Source organism: Streptomyces acidicola (assembly GCF_009377235.1).
GTDB classification, from domain to species: domain Bacteria; phylum Actinomycetota; class Actinomycetes; order Streptomycetales; family Streptomycetaceae; genus Streptomyces; species Streptomyces acidicola.
Genome location: NZ_VMNX01000102.1, coordinates 15,713 through 30,607 on the forward strand (window position 1 = coordinate 15,713; position 14,895 = coordinate 30,607).

Annotated in this window: 15 protein-coding genes and 1 riboswitch; of the genes, 7 read left to right on the forward strand and 8 right to left on the reverse strand. The window is 71.3% G+C overall.

Going from position 1 to position 14,895, the window contains the following annotated elements; all coding sequences use genetic code 11:
- Nucleotides 1–67: 67 nt before the first annotated feature.
- From FPZ41_RS24820 to FPZ41_RS24830, 3 genes are read right to left on the reverse strand one after another with little or no spacing between them, the layout of a single operon-like run.
- Complete coding sequence (locus FPZ41_RS24820) at nt 68–799, reverse strand: isocitrate lyase/PEP mutase family protein (RefSeq protein WP_152865928.1); 732 nt, start codon at nt 797–799, stop codon at nt 68–70.
- Nucleotides 796–1,272, reverse strand: a complete 477-nt coding sequence (locus FPZ41_RS24825) for a carboxymuconolactone decarboxylase family protein (RefSeq protein WP_322620682.1) — start codon at nt 1,270–1,272, stop codon at nt 796–798. Before FPZ41_RS24825 ends, FPZ41_RS24820 begins: the two co-directional genes overlap by 4 nt.
- Nucleotides 1,269–1,820: a carboxymuconolactone decarboxylase family protein gene (locus FPZ41_RS24830; RefSeq protein WP_152865929.1), complete on the reverse strand. Its 552-nt coding sequence runs from the start codon at nt 1,818–1,820 to the stop codon at nt 1,269–1,271. Before FPZ41_RS24830 ends, FPZ41_RS24825 begins: the two co-directional genes overlap by 4 nt.
- A 47-nt stretch (nt 1,821–1,867) precedes the next feature.
- On the opposite strand from FPZ41_RS24830, the gene pdxR reads away from it, so the two are divergent.
- From pdxR to FPZ41_RS24850, 4 genes are all read left to right on the forward strand, one after another.
- Nucleotides 1,868–3,280 carry a MocR-like pyridoxine biosynthesis transcription factor PdxR gene (pdxR, locus tag FPZ41_RS24835; RefSeq protein WP_152865930.1) on the forward strand — a complete coding sequence of 471 codons (1,413 nt, stop codon included), beginning with the start codon at nt 1,868–1,870 and terminating at the stop codon, nt 3,278–3,280.
- A gap of 208 nt (nt 3,281–3,488) precedes the next feature.
- Entirely contained in the window at nt 3,489–3,848 is a 360-nt protein-coding gene (locus FPZ41_RS24840) for a hypothetical protein (protein ID WP_152865931.1), read from the forward strand.
- Between the two features lie 30 nt (nt 3,849–3,878).
- Nucleotides 3,879–5,072 (forward strand): glutathionylspermidine synthase family protein, encoded by a 1,194-nt coding sequence (locus FPZ41_RS24845; protein WP_322620683.1) that lies wholly within the window; start codon nt 3,879–3,881, stop codon nt 5,070–5,072.
- A 151-nt stretch (nt 5,073–5,223) separates the two neighbouring features.
- A riboswitch (ZMP/ZTP riboswitch) is annotated at nt 5,224–5,311 on the forward strand.
- Nucleotides 5,312–5,342: 31 nt separating this feature from the next.
- Nucleotides 5,343–6,797, forward strand: a complete 1,455-nt coding sequence (locus FPZ41_RS24850) for a glycine hydroxymethyltransferase (protein ID WP_152865932.1) — start codon at nt 5,343–5,345, stop codon at nt 6,795–6,797.
- Nucleotides 6,798–6,940: 143 nt separating this feature from the next.
- Here FPZ41_RS24850 and FPZ41_RS24855 read toward each other — a convergent pair whose 3' ends face one another.
- The 3 genes from FPZ41_RS24855 to FPZ41_RS24865 form a co-directional block, all read right to left on the reverse strand.
- The gene (locus tag FPZ41_RS24855; RefSeq protein WP_152865933.1) at nt 6,941–7,729 is read right to left on the reverse strand and encodes a hypothetical protein; all 789 of its coding nucleotides are present in this window, start codon (nt 7,727–7,729) and stop codon (nt 6,941–6,943) included.
- Between the two features lie 101 nt (nt 7,730–7,830).
- On the reverse strand, nt 7,831–8,805 hold the full coding sequence (locus FPZ41_RS24860) for a hypothetical protein (RefSeq protein WP_228022957.1): 975 nt from the start codon (nt 8,803–8,805) through the stop codon (nt 7,831–7,833).
- Nucleotides 8,806–8,974: 169 nt separating this feature from the next.
- On the reverse strand, nt 8,975–9,577 hold the full coding sequence (locus FPZ41_RS24865) for an RNA polymerase sigma factor (protein ID WP_407698813.1): 603 nt from the start codon (nt 9,575–9,577) through the stop codon (nt 8,975–8,977).
- A gap of 100 nt (nt 9,578–9,677) precedes the next feature.
- Between FPZ41_RS24865 and trpS the strand changes: the two genes are divergently transcribed.
- From trpS to FPZ41_RS24880, 3 genes are all read left to right on the forward strand, one after another.
- Nucleotides 9,678–10,691, forward strand: coding sequence for a tryptophan--tRNA ligase (gene trpS / locus FPZ41_RS24870; RefSeq protein ID WP_152865934.1), 1,014 nt, complete (start codon nt 9,678–9,680; stop codon nt 10,689–10,691).
- Nucleotides 10,692–10,884: 193 nt separating this feature from the next.
- Nucleotides 10,885–11,469, forward strand: a complete 585-nt coding sequence (locus tag FPZ41_RS24875) for a 2'-5' RNA ligase family protein (RefSeq protein WP_322620685.1) — start codon at nt 10,885–10,887, stop codon at nt 11,467–11,469.
- Between the two features lie 32 nt (nt 11,470–11,501).
- Complete coding sequence (locus FPZ41_RS24880) at nt 11,502–12,710, forward strand: hypothetical protein (protein WP_152865935.1); 1,209 nt, start codon at nt 11,502–11,504, stop codon at nt 12,708–12,710.
- Between the two features lie 42 nt (nt 12,711–12,752).
- Here FPZ41_RS24880 and FPZ41_RS24885 read toward each other — a convergent pair whose 3' ends face one another.
- Together FPZ41_RS24885 and FPZ41_RS24890 are read right to left on the reverse strand one after the other, a co-directional pair.
- On the reverse strand, nt 12,753–13,508 hold the full coding sequence (locus tag FPZ41_RS24885) for a decaprenylphospho-beta-D-erythro-pentofuranosid-2-ulose 2-reductase (RefSeq protein WP_152865936.1): 756 nt from the start codon (nt 13,506–13,508) through the stop codon (nt 12,753–12,755).
- A 162-nt stretch (nt 13,509–13,670) separates the two neighbouring features.
- Nucleotides 13,671–14,895 (reverse strand): FAD-binding protein (locus tag FPZ41_RS24890; RefSeq protein ID WP_152865937.1); only part of this gene is annotated, 1,225 nt, incomplete at its 5' end.

Here is a 14,895-nt window from a genome sequence, read left to right on the forward strand (position 1 = left end):
GCTCAGGGCTCAGGGCTGAACTCCGGACACGCCTACCGTGTGGGAAGGTCGACGAAGGTCGACGCCCCTACCGCCTGAGTTGGTCGGCCATCCCTCGCAGCGCCTGTGCCGCCCAGCGCTGCAGTCCCGGCCCGAAGGTGACGCGAGTGGCCCCGAGTCCACCGAGTTCGGTGGGCGAGGGGCCCTTGCCGTCCAGCCGGGCGAACACGTTGACCGGCCCCTGGATCCCGGACCGCAGCAGGGGCAGCACCTCCGGCGGGGCGTAGATCGGGTACACGCAATCGGCGCCCGCGGCGACGTACAGCGCGGCCCGCTCGATGGCCCGGCCGGGATCGGGGACACCGCGCGCGAACGTGTCGACGCGCGCGTTCACGAACAGCGCCCCGCCCGCCGCGGCCCGCACCTCCGCGAGCCAGTCGGCGTGCTCGCGCGGGTCCTTGAGTTCGCCTCCGCTGGAGTCCTCCAGGTTGCAGCCCACGGCACCGGTCTCCAGGAGCCGCTCCACCAGTTCCTTCGGCGGCAGCCCGAACCCGTCCCGGACATCCGCGGACACCGGCACGTCCACGGCCCGTACGATCCGTGCGACCGCCGCGAACATCTCGCCGGCGGGCACGTCCTCGTCCTCGTACCCGAGCGAGGCCGCGACCCCGGCGCTGGGCGTGGCGAGCGCAGGGAACCCGGCCTCGGCGAGGACCTGGGCGCTGACCGCGTCCCACGGGCCCGGCAGGACGAGAGGGTCCTCCGGGGTCCGGCCGCGGTGCAGGGCGCGGAAGAGATCGACCTTGCCGACGTCACTCATGGTGTGTAACCCCCCGGCGGGATCCGGCGGCTGACCATCACCCGGTTCCAGTTGTTGATGGCGGTGATCACGGCGAGGAGGTGGGCGAGACGGACGTCGTCGAAGTGCTCGGCTGCCCGCTCGTACACCTCATCCGGCACGAAGCCTCCCCCAGAGCCGAAAGCCTGGGAGGTGCCCCCGGTCAGGACCGTCACGGCCTCCGTCAGCGCGAGCGCGGCCCGTTCCCGCTCGTCGAAGACGTCCCCGGCCTCCTCCCATGCGGCCAGGAGGTCGAGCTGTTTGTCGCTGACGCCGTGCTTGCGGGCGATGCTGAGGTGCATGTCGAGGCAGAACGCGCAGTGGTTGAGCTGCGAGGCCCGGATCATGACGAGTTCGGCGAGGGCGGGGTCGCCGAGCCCCTTCTTCGCGGCCGCGCTGAGCGCCGACATGGCCTGGCCGACCTCCTGGTCGAGGAGCCGTGTCCGGACCGTCACGTGTGCGCCCCCGGCTGGTAGTGGCCCGGCGTCATCCGGGCGGTCACGCCGAAGCGGTTCCAGGCGTTGATCACCGCGATGGCGGAGATCAGCTGGGCCAGTTCGGCCTCCTCGAAGTGCTGGGCGGCCTTCTCGTACACCTCGTCGGGTACGAAGCCTCCCCCAGAGCCGAAAGCCTGGGAGGTGCCCCCAGTCAGGACCGTCACGGCCTCCGTCAGTTCCAGCGCCGCGAGCTCCCTCTCGGTGTAGAAGTGCCGCGACTCCTCCCAGGCGCTGAGCTGGATGATCCGCTCGACCTGCTCACCCGCGGCGAGCGCGTCCTTGGTGTGCATGTCGATGCACAGGGCGCAGCGGTTGATCTGGGAGGCGCGGATCTTCACCAGCTCGTACAGCGTCGGGTCGAGCCCCTGCCGGGCGGCCCTGTCGAGCCGGATCATCGCCTTGTAGACGTCGGGGGCGAGCTGGGCCCACTGCAGCCGCGGGCCGGTCTCGGGGGCGTACTCCGTCTTCGTCTCGTCGCTCGTCGTCTCGTCGTTCCTCGTCCTCATGCCCTCGACCCTAGGAGCGAGGCAGCCCAGAGGTATGGTCCATTTCCATGGCGAAACCGTGGGCCACTTATGGCGTCGACCTGCACGTCGAACCGTCCGGCCCGGGCGTGCGCAGAGGGCTGACGGACGCGCTCCGGGAGGCGGTGCGCAGTGGTCGTCTCGCCCCCGGAGCCCGGCTGCCTTCCTCCCGTTCCTTCGCCGCCGACCTCGGCATCGCCCGCAACACGGTCTCCGGGGCGTACGGGGACCTCGTCGCCGAGGGCTGGCTCACCGCGTGCCAGGGCTCGGGCACCCGCGTCGCGGACGGCGCCGTCCCGCAGAGTGCGCGGCGCGGGCAGCAGCCCCCTCCGCCCCGCCCGGAACCGGGCCGTCCGGTGTACGACCTCATCCCCGGCAGTCCCGATCTGGCGTCCTTCCCGCGCACCGAGTGGCTCAAGGCGTCTCGCCGCGCACTGACCTCCGCCCCGCACGACGCCCTCGGCTACGGCGACCCGCGCGGCCGTGTGGAACTACGTACCGCCCTCGCCGACTACCTCTCCCGGACCCGCGGTGTCCGCGCCGACCCCGAGCACATCGTGATCGCCTCCGGCATCTCCCACGCGCTGATGCTGCTCGGCACGGTGCTGAGGCGCCGAGGCGGACACTCGCCGGCGGTGGAGTCGTACGGACTCGACGTCCACTGGAGGCTGCTGTCGCGGGCCGGTCTCGGGACGGTCCCGCTCCCGTACGACGAACTCGGCACACGGACCGACGACCTGACCGACGACCTGACCGGCGTACGGGCCGTCCTGCTCACCCCCGCCCATCAGTTCCCCATGGGGGCGCCGCTCCACCCCGACCGGCGTGCCGCCGTCGTCGAATGGGCGCGTCGCACGGGCGGGCTGGTCCTGGAGGACGACTACGACGGTGAGTTCCGGTACGACCGCCAGCCGATCGGCGCGCTGCAGGGCCTCGCCCCCGACCACGTGGTGTACCTCGGAACGGCCAGCAAGTCCCTGGCGCCGGGACTGCGCCTGGGCTGGCTGGTCCTGCCGCCGTCCCTCACCCCGGAGGTCCTCTCGGCGAAGGGCGGCACGGACTGGTCCTGCGGGGCGCTGGACCAGCTGACGCTCGCCGAGTTCATCACATCGGGGGCGTACGACCGGCACGTGCGCTCCGTACGGCTGCGCTACCGGCGCCGCCGGGACGCGCTGGTCGAGGCCCTGCGAGAACACGCCCCCGGCGTCCGCCCCACCGGTATCGCGGCCGGTCTGCACGCGGTGCTCCAACTCCCGCCCGGCACCGAGGAGTCGGTGGTCCGGGCGGCGGCCGGGCAGGGCCTGGACGTGCACGGCCTCGCCCGCTACCGCCACCCAAGGGCGACCGTCGACCCGCTGGACGCCCTGGTCGTGGGCTACGGAACCCCGCCGGACCACGCGTGGGCGGGGGCGCTGGACGCGTTGTGCAGGGTGCTGCCATAGCTGGCGCCTCGTAGCGACGGGCGCCTCGCAGCGACGGGCGCCTCGCACCGGCGGGCGTTCCGCACCGGCGTGCGCGTACCGGTACGGGGAACCGGCTGGGCAACCGCTCGGTCCGATCACTAGTGTGAGCGCCGGTCGGTCGCCGGACACGTGCCGCGCATCGGCCCGCATATGTACATGCGAGGTGTACAGCGACGGGGGAGAGAACATGGCAGAGCAGCGCAGGCGCCTGCGGTCCAGCACGGTCGTACTCGGCGGCATGGGCGTCATAGCGGCGGCCCTCACATCCTGCGGCTCCGAACCGGACCGCCGCTGCGTGGACCGCGACAGCTACAGCTTCGCCAACGGCTACAAGATCATCTCCGACAAGGACTGCACGTCGTCCGGGTCGGGCTCCACGTCGTCCGCCAAGAAGCGCAAGAGCAGCGGCAGCCGGACCACGGACGCCGCCTGGTACTACGACTCCGACGTCACCGGCCGCTACGCCGACTACGGCACCTTCAGCCGCAGCGAGGCCGTCGACCGCGACGGCTTCGGCTGCTCGGGCTCCGGCTCGGGCGGCGGCTGAGCAGGCGCGCGGACGGACGGACCCGGAACCGTGGAGCGCCGCACCATCGAGCCCCGCCCCGGCTGGCAGCAGACCGTCGAGGAACAGGGCCTCATCTACCCACTGACCCGTTACCCCGACGGCTCCCTGCGCCCGTACTGGGACGAGAGCGCGTACTACGTCTTCTCGCTCCCCGAGATCGAGGCGCTGGAGGAGGTCGTCGAGGAACTGCACGGCATGTGCCTGGCGGCGGCCGCGCACATCGTCGAGCAGGACCGGTTCGCCGACCTCGGCATCACCGACCCCCGGCTCGCCGAACTGGTCGCCGAGGCCTGGCACCGCCGAGCCGAACTCCCCTCCGTCTACGGCCGGTTCGACCTGCGCTACGACGGCACGGGTCCGGCGAAAATGCTGGAGTACAACGCCGACACCCCGACCTCTCTCGTCGAGGCCGCCAGCCCCCAGTGGTTCTGGATGGAGGAACGCTTCCCGGGCGCCGACCAGTGGAACTCCCTCCACGAACGCCTCGTCGACGCCTGGAAGAACCAGTCCACCCTGCTCCCGCCGCGAGGCCCGCTCTACTTCGCCCACTCCGCGGCGGACGAGCTCGGGGAAGACCTGATGACGGTCGCGTATCTGAAGGAGACCGCCGAACAGGCCGGCCTCGACACCGACTGGATCTCCATGGAGGACATCGGCTGGGACCGCCTGTCCGGTCGCTTCGTCGACAAGAAGCTCCGCTTCATCCGGGGCATCTTCAAGCTGTACCCCTGGGAGTGGCTCACCACCGACCGCTTCGCCCCGCACGTCCTCGCCACCCTCGACAACGGCGGCGGCACGGGCACCACGCTGTGGATCGAACCTGTCTGGAAGATGCTCCTCAGCAACAAGGCCCTGCTGGCGGTGCTGTGGGAGCTGTACCCGGGACACCCGAACCTGCTCCCCGCCTACCTGGACGGGCCCCGTGAGCTGGCCTCCGGGAACGGATACGTGGCCAAGCCGCTGCTCGGGAGGGAGGGCGCGGGAGTGACGGTGCACGAGCGGGGCACCACGGGCACCCTGGGCACCGCCCGGGAAGAGCCCTGCTGCTACCAGGAACTGGCTCCCCTGCCGTCCTTCGACGGCAACCGGGTGGTGCTCGGCGCGTGGGTCGTGGAGAACGAGTCGGCCGGGCTGGGTATCCGCGAGTCGTCGGGACTGGTCACGGACGAGTACGCACGGTTCCTGCCGCACGTGATTCTGTGACCCGAATTCCGACCGCCTGCCGTGCGAGGCGGAGTTGGGCCAGGCCTTGTCCAGTACATACACGTCCACGCCCACGTCGAGGGCGTCGTACCGCTTGACGCTCGCATGGTGGACGTGCGAACCCGCTGCTCCGGCGTGCCCGGTAGGGTGAGCGGCGGGCCGTGACTGGCGCGCTGGGATGGGACCGACCATCGGGGAGCGGCCCGAGTACGCGAGTGCCGTGCGCCTGGGCCGTACCGTGCACGCCGAACGCCACGTCCGGAGGTCCTCATGTCCGACAACTCTGCGCCTCTCTCCACCGAGTCCACCGCCTTCCGTGCCGCCCTCGACGTCATCCGGGCCGTGGAGCCCCGCGTCGCCGACGCCATCGGACAGGAGGTCTCCGACCAGCGCGAGATGCTCAAGCTGATCGCCTCCGAGAACTACGCCTCCCCGGCCACCCTCCTGGCCATGGGCAACTGGTTCAGCGACAAGTACGCCGAGGGCACCGTCGGCCGCCGCTTCTACGCCGGCTGCCGCAACGTCGACACCGTCGAGTCCCTCGCCGCCGAGCACGCCCGCGAGCTCTTCGGCGCCCAGCACGCCTACGTCCAGCCGCACTCCGGCATCGACGCCAACCTCGTCGCCTTCTGGGCCGTCCTCGCCCAGCGTGTCGAGACTCCCGCCCTGGAGAAGGCCGGCGTCCGCCAGGTCAACGACCTCTCCGACGCCGACTGGGCCGAGCTCCGCCAGGCTTTCGGCAACCAGCGCATGCTCGGCATGTCCCTGGATGCCGGCGGCCACCTCACCCACGGCTTCCGCCCGAACATCTCCGGCAAGATGTTCGACCAGCGCTCCTACGGCACCGACCCCTCCACCGGCCTGCTCGACTACGAGGCCCTGCGTGCTTCCGCCCGCGAGTTCAAGCCGCTGATCATCGTCGCCGGCTACTCCGCCTACCCCCGTCTCGTGAACTTCCGGATCATGCGCGAGATCGCCGACGAGGTCGGCGCCACGCTCATGGTGGACATGGCCCACTTCGCGGGCCTGGTCGCCGGCAAGGTCCTCACCGGTGACTTCGACCCGGTTCCGCACGCCCAGATCGTCACCACGACCACCCACAAGTCGCTGCGCGGCCCGCGCGGCGGCATGGTCCTTTGCGACGACTCCCTCAAGGACCAGGTCGACCGCGGCTGCCCGATGGTCCTCGGCGGCCCCCTCCCGCACGTCATGGCCGCCAAGGCCGTCGCGCTCGCCGAGGCACGCCGCCCCGAGTTCCGTGACTACGCCCAGGCCGTCGTCGACAACTCCCGCGCCCTCGCCGAGGGCCTGATGCGTCGTGGCGCCACCCTCGTCACCGGCGGCACCGACAACCACCTCAACCTGATCGATGTCGCCTCCTCCTACGGCCTCACCGGCCGCCAGGCCGAGTCCGCACTGCTCGACTCGGGCATCGTCACCAACCGCAACGCCATCCCCTCCGACCCGAACGGCGCCTGGTACACCTCCGGCATCCGCATCGGCACGCCCGCGCTGACCACCCGAGGCCTGGGCACCGCGGAGATGGACGAGGTCGCCGGCCTCATCGACCGTGTCCTCACCACCACGGAGCCCGGCACCACCTCCAAGGGCGCCCCCTCCAAGGCCCAGCATGTGCTCGACCCGAAGGTCGCGGATGAGATCTCCCACCGGGCCACCGACCTCGTGGCCGGCTTCCCGCTGTACCCGGAGATCGACCTCGGCTGAGGCCACCGAGCGGTGACTGCCGGTCTCACCCGCCGATCGCCTCCGGTCGTGGTTCCCGCGGCGACCCGGACTCGTGTCGGGCCGCCGCGCGGCGTATCCGAAGGGTGCCGTTCCGAGGAGTGCCGCCGCAGCCCAGGGCCAGGTCAGATGTCTCGCAGTTCCTGCCGTGGTCCGGGCTCTCGGTGGTGCCTCCACCCGGTCCGCCAGTGCGTGGACGGGGGCCATCCGGCGCGCACTGCCAGCGGGCGCAGCGCCAGGGCCAGTGACGCGCCGACTGCCAGTCCCGGTATCGCCCACCACCAGTTGGTGCCGAGGCCCGTGCTCGCGGCGGCTGCCCTGGCGGGACGGCTGTCGTTGGTTGCTGGGGCGGCGGTGACATCGTCGTTCGATGGTCGGTCTGCCGGCGCGTTCGCGCCCTCGCCCTCGCTCTTCGGCGCCTCGCCCATGACTCCGAGATCCGTGAGCAGCGACCGTAGCTCCTCCGGCCGCTCCGCCTTGTGCCAGATGCCGTCCTTGCCGTTCGGGACGCCCATCGTCGTGTGGATCCAGACGCCACGGGTCTCGGGCACCAGGGGGTAAACCTGGTCCACGCGCCATGGGTTGACGTCGTGGATCAGCCAGGTGACGTTGACCGAGTGGCCTATGGTCTCGTCCAGCTTCGGCGGCTTCTCCTCGCTGCGGTCGAGGTCGCCGCCCGTGCGGCCGAGGAGTGTTTCCAGGAGGTTGTAGCCATCATCCGTCGAGTACAGCGAGGCTGTCTGGCTGCTGGTGGGTGAAGCCAGCAGCACGCTCGTCGGTCCTCCCGCCACCGAGGACGGCGCCCCCAGCAGCACAAGGGCGAAAGCTGTCGCCAGTGCCCCTAACAGCACCCCCGGTTTACGCAGCCAGTCATGCAGCCAGTCATGCACCACCCCGTCACGCATCCAGCGCATCCGACACCCCCATCAGACTCGGTGCGGACCACCCGCACTCGCAGTGTCATTCCTGGTACACCGCTCGACCCACCGGGGTTCCCACTCCGCCCGAACTTTCCTCAGCCGAGCGACCTCGCGATCTCCAGCGCCCGTGTCTTCGACGCCACCCCCTCCAGGCGCAGCGTCAGGTCGCTGCCGTCCGCCTGCCTGTGCGTCCACAGCAGCGTGGGGCCGGCTGTGCGCTCGGAGCGGACGAACCGGTCGCCGTTCTCGTCGGTCAGCCAGAAGGTCAGCAGGTGCGGGCGCGGAAACCACAGAGCGGTGTCCGAGAGGCCGTCGCCCGCGTCGTCGGGCCGGCCCAGGGACACCCAGTCGGGCTGCTCGCGGACGCCCTTGACGAAGCCGATGTCGAGGCGGGCCGGGAACTCGTCCAGCCGGACCGTGTGCCCCTGCTCCCGCCAGCACAGGCTGATCAGGTACCGGTCGTGTGGCTGGCGCGTCACCGTCATCGCGGCCGGCGTCCCCAGTGCCTCCGGCACACGAGGAGTGAACCCCGCCCGCCGCTCGGCCTCCGCCGGCGAGACGGACGTCCCGCACCCCGGCACCGACGCCCCGGGCGTGGGCACCGCCGACGGGTCGTACCGCACTTCGACGCCGCCGAAGCCGAACCAGTCGGCCACCGACGCCCGCACCGGAGGCGTGAGCACGAGGGCGGTGAGCAGCCCGCAGAGCACGGCCGTCAGCGTGCGCCAGTGCGCGCGGGCCCAGCGGCGCACCCTCCGCAGCCGCTCGCCGGGACCGGGGCGCCCGGCCACCGGGGTCGGAGTCGGCACCTGCTCGGCGAGTATCTGCTGAAGGACGCGCTCGACCATCGTCTCGCACCCGCCGTCCCCGTCGGCCCCCGGCCGGTCCAGTGACCTTCCGAGCGCCGTCAGCTCCTCGGGCAACCGGGAAGCACGTCGGTCGGCGGCGCGAGCCGGCCGCTGACGCGATCCGCCGGGCTCCCCGGGATCACGGCCGCCCCGGCCCGCGTCCCCGCCCGGGCGCCGAGCCGGGCCCCCGGTCTCCTCGGCTCCAGGGCCGCCTGAAGCCATCCGGCCCCCGTCCTCGGTCTCACCGCCCCTGGCCTCACCGTCCCCGGCCTTACCGCCGCCGACATCACGGCCCCCGACATCGCCGTGCCTGCCATCGCTGTGCCCGACATCGACATCGCCGCGCCCGGCCCTGCCGCCTTCGACCTCGGCGTCCTCGTCCCCGTACGGCTCACTCACCCTCCTCACCTCCTTCCCTCGGCTCGAACTCCGGCAGCAGCCGCCCCAGCTTGCGCAGGGCGCGGCTCAGACGGGACTTCACCGTGCCCCGGGGCCAGCCGAGGGCCTCCGCGGTCTCGGGTTCGTCCATTTCCAGCAGATAGCGGTACGTGACGACCAGACGGTGCTCCTCGCTCAGCTTCTCCAGCGCGCGCAGCAGTGCCACGCGGCGCTCTATCTCCAGGGCCGCGGCCGCCGGGTCCGCCGAGTCCGGTATCAGCGGCTCCGTCTCGATCAGTGCCGCCTCCCGGCCGGCCAGCGTCCGTCGGCGCCCCGCCGCCCGCACTGTGTTCCTCGTCTCATTGGCGACGATCGACAGCAGCCACGGCCGGAACGCCATGCCTTCCCGGAAGCGCCCCAGGGAGCAGTACGCCTTGAAGAAGGCCTGCTGCACCACGTCCTCCGCGTCCGCACCCGCTCCGAGCGCGCGGGCAGCCCTGAGCGCGATGCCCGTGTGGGCGCGCACCAGGTCCGCGTACGCCTCCGGATCACCGGTGCGTACGCGTGCGATCACCGCGGCCTCATCGACGATGCGGCCCCCCTCCCGCGTTCTCACGTCTTTGTTACACCGGCCGACGGGGATCGGTTCCCACCTGTGTCACATCTGTTTCCCACCAGTTCCGGAGTGGGTCCCGGCACCTGAGAGAATGGTGAGCATGGCCTCTGATCGACCCCGGGTGCTCTCCGGAATCCAGCCCACCGCAGGCTCGTTCCACCTCGGCAACTACCTCGGCGCCGTGCGCCAGTGGGTGGCCCTGCAGGAGTCCCACGACGCGTTCTACATGGTCGTCGACCTGCACGCGATCACGGTTCCACAGGACCCGGCCGAGCTGCGCGCCAACACCCGGCTCGCCGCCGCCCAGCTGCTCGCCGCCGGGCTGGACCCGGAGCGGTGCACCCTGTTCGTCCAGAGCCATGTCCCCGAGCACGCGCAGCTCGCCTGGATCATGAACTGCCTGACCGGCTTCGGCGAGGCGTCCCGCATGACCCAGTTCAAGGACAAGTCCGCCAAGCAGGGCGCCGACCGGGCCAGCGTCGGGCTCTTCACGTACCCGATCCTCCAGGTCGCGGACATCCTGCTGTACCAGGCCGACGAGGTCCCGGTCGGCGAGGACCAGCGCCAGCACATCGAGCTGACCCGCGACCTCGCCGAGCGCTTCAACGGCCGTTTCGGGGAGACCTTCACCCTCCCGAAGCCGTACATCCTGAAGGAGACGGCGAAGATCTACGACCTTCAGGACCCGTCGATCAAGATGAGCAAGTCGGCATCAACCCCGAAGGGGTTGATCAACCTGCTCGACGATCCCAAGGTGACGGCCAAGAAGGTGAAGAGCGCGGTCACCGACACCGACACGGTCATCCGTTACGACGCGGAGAACAAGCCGGGTGTCAGCAATCTGCTGACCATCTACTCGACCCTGTCCGGGGCCGGAATCGCGGAACTGGAAGAGAAGTACGCGGGCAAGGGCTACGGCGCGCTCAAGACCGATCTCGCCGAGGTCATGACGGAGTTCGTGACTCCGTTCCGGGAGCGCACCCAGCAGTATCTGGACGACTCCGAGACGCTCGACTCGATCCTCGCCAAGGGCGCAGAGAAGGCGCGCGGTGTCGCGGCGGAGACACTCGCCCAGGCGTACGCGAGAGTGGGCTTCCTGCCCGCCAAGCACTGAGCCGTCCGGCCGCCCTCCCCTCGTCGAGCCGCATCGCCGTACAGTCGATAGCCAGGCCTCGATCACCCCTGCCTGCCGACCGCTCGGACACGCGAGAGACTCGGATGACAGACGCGGACGGTAGCCGCGGACGGCAGACCCTGACGGCAGACCCAATCGACCACACAGACGACACCGGACGACAGGAGACGACGTGGGGACCGTAACGATCGGTGTTTCGATCGCGGTCCCGGAGCCTCATGGCAGCCTGCTCCAGGAGCAGCGCGCGGGCTTCGGCGACCCCGCGGCTTCCGGCATCCCCACCCACGTCACCCTGCTGCCGCCGACGGAGGTCGACGACTCGGAACTGCCCGCGATCGAGGACCATCTGACCGACGTCGCGGCCGCCGGGCGCCCCTTCCTGATGAGGCTGTCCGGCACGGGAACCTTCCGGCCGCTGTCGCCCGTTGTGTTCGTACAGGTCGCCGACGGGGCGGAGGCCTGTACGTGGCTGCAGAAGCAGGTCCGGGACGTGTCGGGCCCGGTGGCGCGCGAGCTCGCCTTCCCGTACCACCCGCACGTCACGGTGGCGCACGGCATCGCCGACGAGGCGATGGACCGGGCGTACGAGGAGCTCTCCGAGTACGAGGCGGAGTGGCCCTGCACCGGGTTCGCGCTCTATGAACAGGGCGCGGACGGAGTGTGGCGCAAGCTCCGGGAGTTCGCCTTCGGCGGAGCGGTCGTGCCGCCGCAGGCGGGGGCGCCGACCGAGAGGGACACCACCCTGCCGACGCGCTGAGGCACCGGGGGGTGCTGAAGGGGGCGAGGGGGATGATGCGCAGGACCGCGGCGCTGCTCGTGGTGCTCGCTCTCGCAGTGGCCGGCTGCGGTGGGCAGGACGAGAGCGGCTCTGACGACGGGGCCGGGAGCAGTAAGCGCTCCCCGGGGGCCGAGGGCTCCGGCGAGCCCGGCCTGTCCTGGTCGTACGACCGCATCCTCGACGGATCGGCGGCCCTGGGCGACATGGCCGTGGTCTCCGAGGACGACATCTGGGCCTACGGCAGCCGCCGGCGCGCGGACGGGACGGGCGACCCCTTCCTGCTCCGCTACGACGGGGAGGACTGGCGCGAACAGCCCATGCCGGAGGCCATCGGCACGGAGGTCCAGGAGGCCGCGCTGACCGCGGTGGGCTCCGGCGAGGTCTGGCTGACCGACGCTACGGCCGGCTCCACCGGCGAGACGCGGATCGTCCGCTGGGACGGCACGCGCTGGTCCCCGCTGGAACCGGCGCCGAGTGAACGCGTCGAAGACATCAAGGCCTTCGGCCCGGACGACGTCTGGGTGCTGACCGGCGAGGGGCGCGTGCAGCACTGGGACGGCACCCGGTGGACCGTCATGCGTGTGCCCGCCGACGGTCTCGCCTCGCTCGACGGCAACACCACGGACGACCTGTGGGCGGTGGGGTACCGCGACACCCGCACGACCGACGGCCCCGGAGAGAGCGAGTACACCCAACCGGTGGCCGTGCACTGGGACGGCCGCACGTGGAGCCGCGCCGAGACCCCCGAGTACCACTTCCCGGAGCCGGTGCCGCCCGAGCCCGGCGCCTGGCTCGACACCGTCGTCGCGCTCGCGGAGGACGACATGCGGGCGTACGGCACGCACAGCTTCAACCACGGCGAAGTCGAGGACGAGCCGGACGACGAGGCGATACGGCTGCGCTGGGACGGCGGACGCTGGGCCGAGCAGCCTCAGGCGCCGGGCCGGTGCGCCGAGCGGATCCCCGTGCTGAGCGACGATGCCAACGGGCTCTTCCTGCACGGCAACTGGTACCTCACGGCGGACGGCACCTGCCAGAAGATCACCCGTTCCCGGCTGCCGAACAAGGACGGGGTCCGCAGTACGTCGCGGCAGTCGCTGTGGCTGAAGGAACTGGCCCGGCTGCCCGGCACGGACGAGGTGATCGGGGTGGGGCACGTCCAGGTCAACCAGAGCGGGAACCCGATGAGCAAGGCCGTGGTGGTCTCGCTCAACCGGTAGCGGGTTCGCCCCGGGTATGGGTGGCTGACGTGTTCTCACGGGCTAGAGCGGCAGCTTTCGGAACAGCGGCCGTGGCACGTGGCGCAGTGCCGACATCACCAGGCGCAGTGTCCCGGGCACCCACACCGTCTCCGAGCGACGGCGGAGCCCCAGTTCGATGGCGGACGCGACCGCCTCGGGGGTCGTCGCCAGAGGGGCCTCCGGGAGACCGGCCGTCATCCGGGAGCGTACGAAGCCGGGGCGGACGACCATGACGTGGACGCCCGTGCCGTGCAGGGCGTCACCGAGGCCCTGGGCGAAGGCGTCGAGGCCGGCCTTGCTGGAGCCGTAGATGAAGTTGGCGCGGCGGGCCCGCTCGCCCGCGACCGACGACAGCACCACGAGCGACCCGTGCCCCTGGACCTGGAGCGCCCGTGCGCACACGAGCCCGGCCGAGACCGCGCCCGTGTAGTTGGTCTGTGCGACGCGCACCGCGGCCACCGGGTCCCGCTCGTCGTTCGCCTGGTCGCCGAGCACCCCGAAGGCGAGCAGCACCATGTCGACGTCGCCCTCGGCGAACACCTTGCCGAGGACCGTCTCGTGGGAGGCGGGGGCGAGCGCGTCGAAGGCGACGGTGCGTACGTCGGCGCCCAGTCCGCGCAGGTGGGCGGCCGCGTCGTCCAGGTCGGGCGAGGGGCGTCCGGCCAGCCACACCGTGCGCGTGCGGCGGGTGATCAGGCGGCGCGCGGTGGCCAGCGCGATGTCCGACGTGCCGCCGAGGACCAGCAGGGACTGGGGGGTACCGAAGGCGTCCTTCATGACAGCTCCTGGGAATCTTGGAGTGAGAGAGGGAAAAGGGCTCAACGAACAGGTCCTTCAGCGGCAGACAGGAGGAAGTGGGAGCAGAAGCCTCAGCGGTCTCGTAGGCCTCACAGCCTCACAGCCTCATTGGCCTCAGTGATCTCAGAGGCCTTGGCGGTCTCAGAGGTCGAGCCGTCGGGCCAGGTCCGACACAAAAACGCCGCGGGGGTCCAACGTCCGGCGGAGTTCCCGGAATTCGGCCAGCCGGGGATACATGGCCGCCAGCAGCTCGGGCCGCAGCCGGGCGTCCTTCGCCAGGTAGACGCGGCCGTCCGCCGCCGCGACCTCCTCGTCCAGCTCGTCGAGGAAGGCAGCGAGGCCCGGGAGGCCCGCGGGAATGTCCAGGGCCAGCGTCCAGCCGGGCATCGGGAAGGACAGCCACCCCGGATCGCCCTCCCCGAAGCGTTTCAGCACGGCGAGGAAGGACGGGCAGCGGTGCCGTGAGATCCGCTGGACGATCCGCCGCAGGGCCTCTTCGCGGCCGTAGCCGACGACGAACTGGTACTGGACGAAGCCGGACCTGCCGTAGACGCGGTTCCAGTGGGGGACGCCGTCGAGGGGGTGGAAGAAGCTGGCGATCCGTTGCAGTTCGCCCGTGCGCGAGCGGGGCGTCTTCCGGTACCAGAGCGCGTTGAAGACGCCCACGGTCGTGCGGCCCAGCAGCCCTTCCGGAACGTGGGCGGGGACGGCGGGGAGTCGGTGGGTCCGGAATTCCAACGGATTTCTCCGCGCGCGCGTGGGCAGTGCGTCCAGGGGCGCGTGGTCGCCGCGGGTCAGCACCGAGCGGCCCGTCGACGCGCCACGCGCGAGGAGGTCGATCCACGCGACGGAGTAGCGGTAGCGGTCGTCCGTCGTGGTGAGGCGGGCGATCAGATCGTCCAGGTCGCGGGCGCGTTCCGTGTCGACCGACAGCAGCGAGGTCTCCACCGGCAGCAGCCGGACGGTCGCCGTGAGGATCACACCGGTCAGGCCCATGCCGCCCGTCGTCGCGTCGAACAGCGGCGTCCCGCGGCTCACGGTACGGATCTCGCCGTCGGCCGTCAGTAGTTCCAGGGACAGCACATGACGCGAGAACGAACCCGATACGTGGTGGTTCTTGCCGTGGATGTCCGCGCCGATCGCGCCGCCGACCGTGACGTACCGCGTTCCGGGCGTGACCGGCACGAACCAGCCCAGCGGCAGCAGCACCTCCATCAGCCGGTGCAGCGACACGCCCGCGTCGCAGAGCACGGTCCCGCCGTCCACGTCGATGGCGTGGACGCGGTCCAGACCCGTCATGTCGAGCACGGCGCCGCCCGCGTTCTGCGCCGCGTCCCCGTACGCCCGCCCGAGCCCGCGTGCGATC

Excerpts from the sequence above, each read along its gene's own strand:
- FPZ41_RS24885 (WP_152865936.1), bottom strand. The coding sequence starts at position 13,508 with ATGAAGGACGCCTTCGGTACCCCCCAGTCCCTGCTGGTCCTCGGCGGC.
- FPZ41_RS24860 (WP_228022957.1), bottom strand. The coding sequence starts at position 8,805 with ATGGCTTCAGGCGGCCCTGGAGCCGAGGAGACCGGGGGCCCGGCTCGG.
- FPZ41_RS24855 (WP_152865933.1), bottom strand. The coding sequence starts at position 7,729 with ATGCGCTGGATGCGTGACGGGGTGGTGCATGACTGGCTGCATGACTGG.
- FPZ41_RS24840 (WP_152865931.1), top strand. The coding sequence starts at position 3,489 with ATGGCAGAGCAGCGCAGGCGCCTGCGGTCCAGCACGGTCGTACTCGGC.
- FPZ41_RS24820 (WP_152865928.1), bottom strand. The coding sequence starts at position 799 with ATGAGTGACGTCGGCAAGGTCGATCTCTTCCGCGCCCTGCACCGCGGC.
- pdxR (WP_152865930.1), top strand. The coding sequence starts at position 1,868 with ATGGCGAAACCGTGGGCCACTTATGGCGTCGACCTGCACGTCGAACCG.
- FPZ41_RS24880 (WP_152865935.1), top strand. The coding sequence starts at position 11,502 with ATGATGCGCAGGACCGCGGCGCTGCTCGTGGTGCTCGCTCTCGCAGTG.
- FPZ41_RS24830 (WP_152865929.1), bottom strand. The coding sequence starts at position 1,820 with ATGAGGACGAGGAACGACGAGACGACGAGCGACGAGACGAAGACGGAG.
- trpS (WP_152865934.1), top strand. The coding sequence starts at position 9,678 with ATGGCCTCTGATCGACCCCGGGTGCTCTCCGGAATCCAGCCCACCGCA.
- FPZ41_RS24850 (WP_152865932.1), top strand. The coding sequence starts at position 5,343 with ATGTCCGACAACTCTGCGCCTCTCTCCACCGAGTCCACCGCCTTCCGT.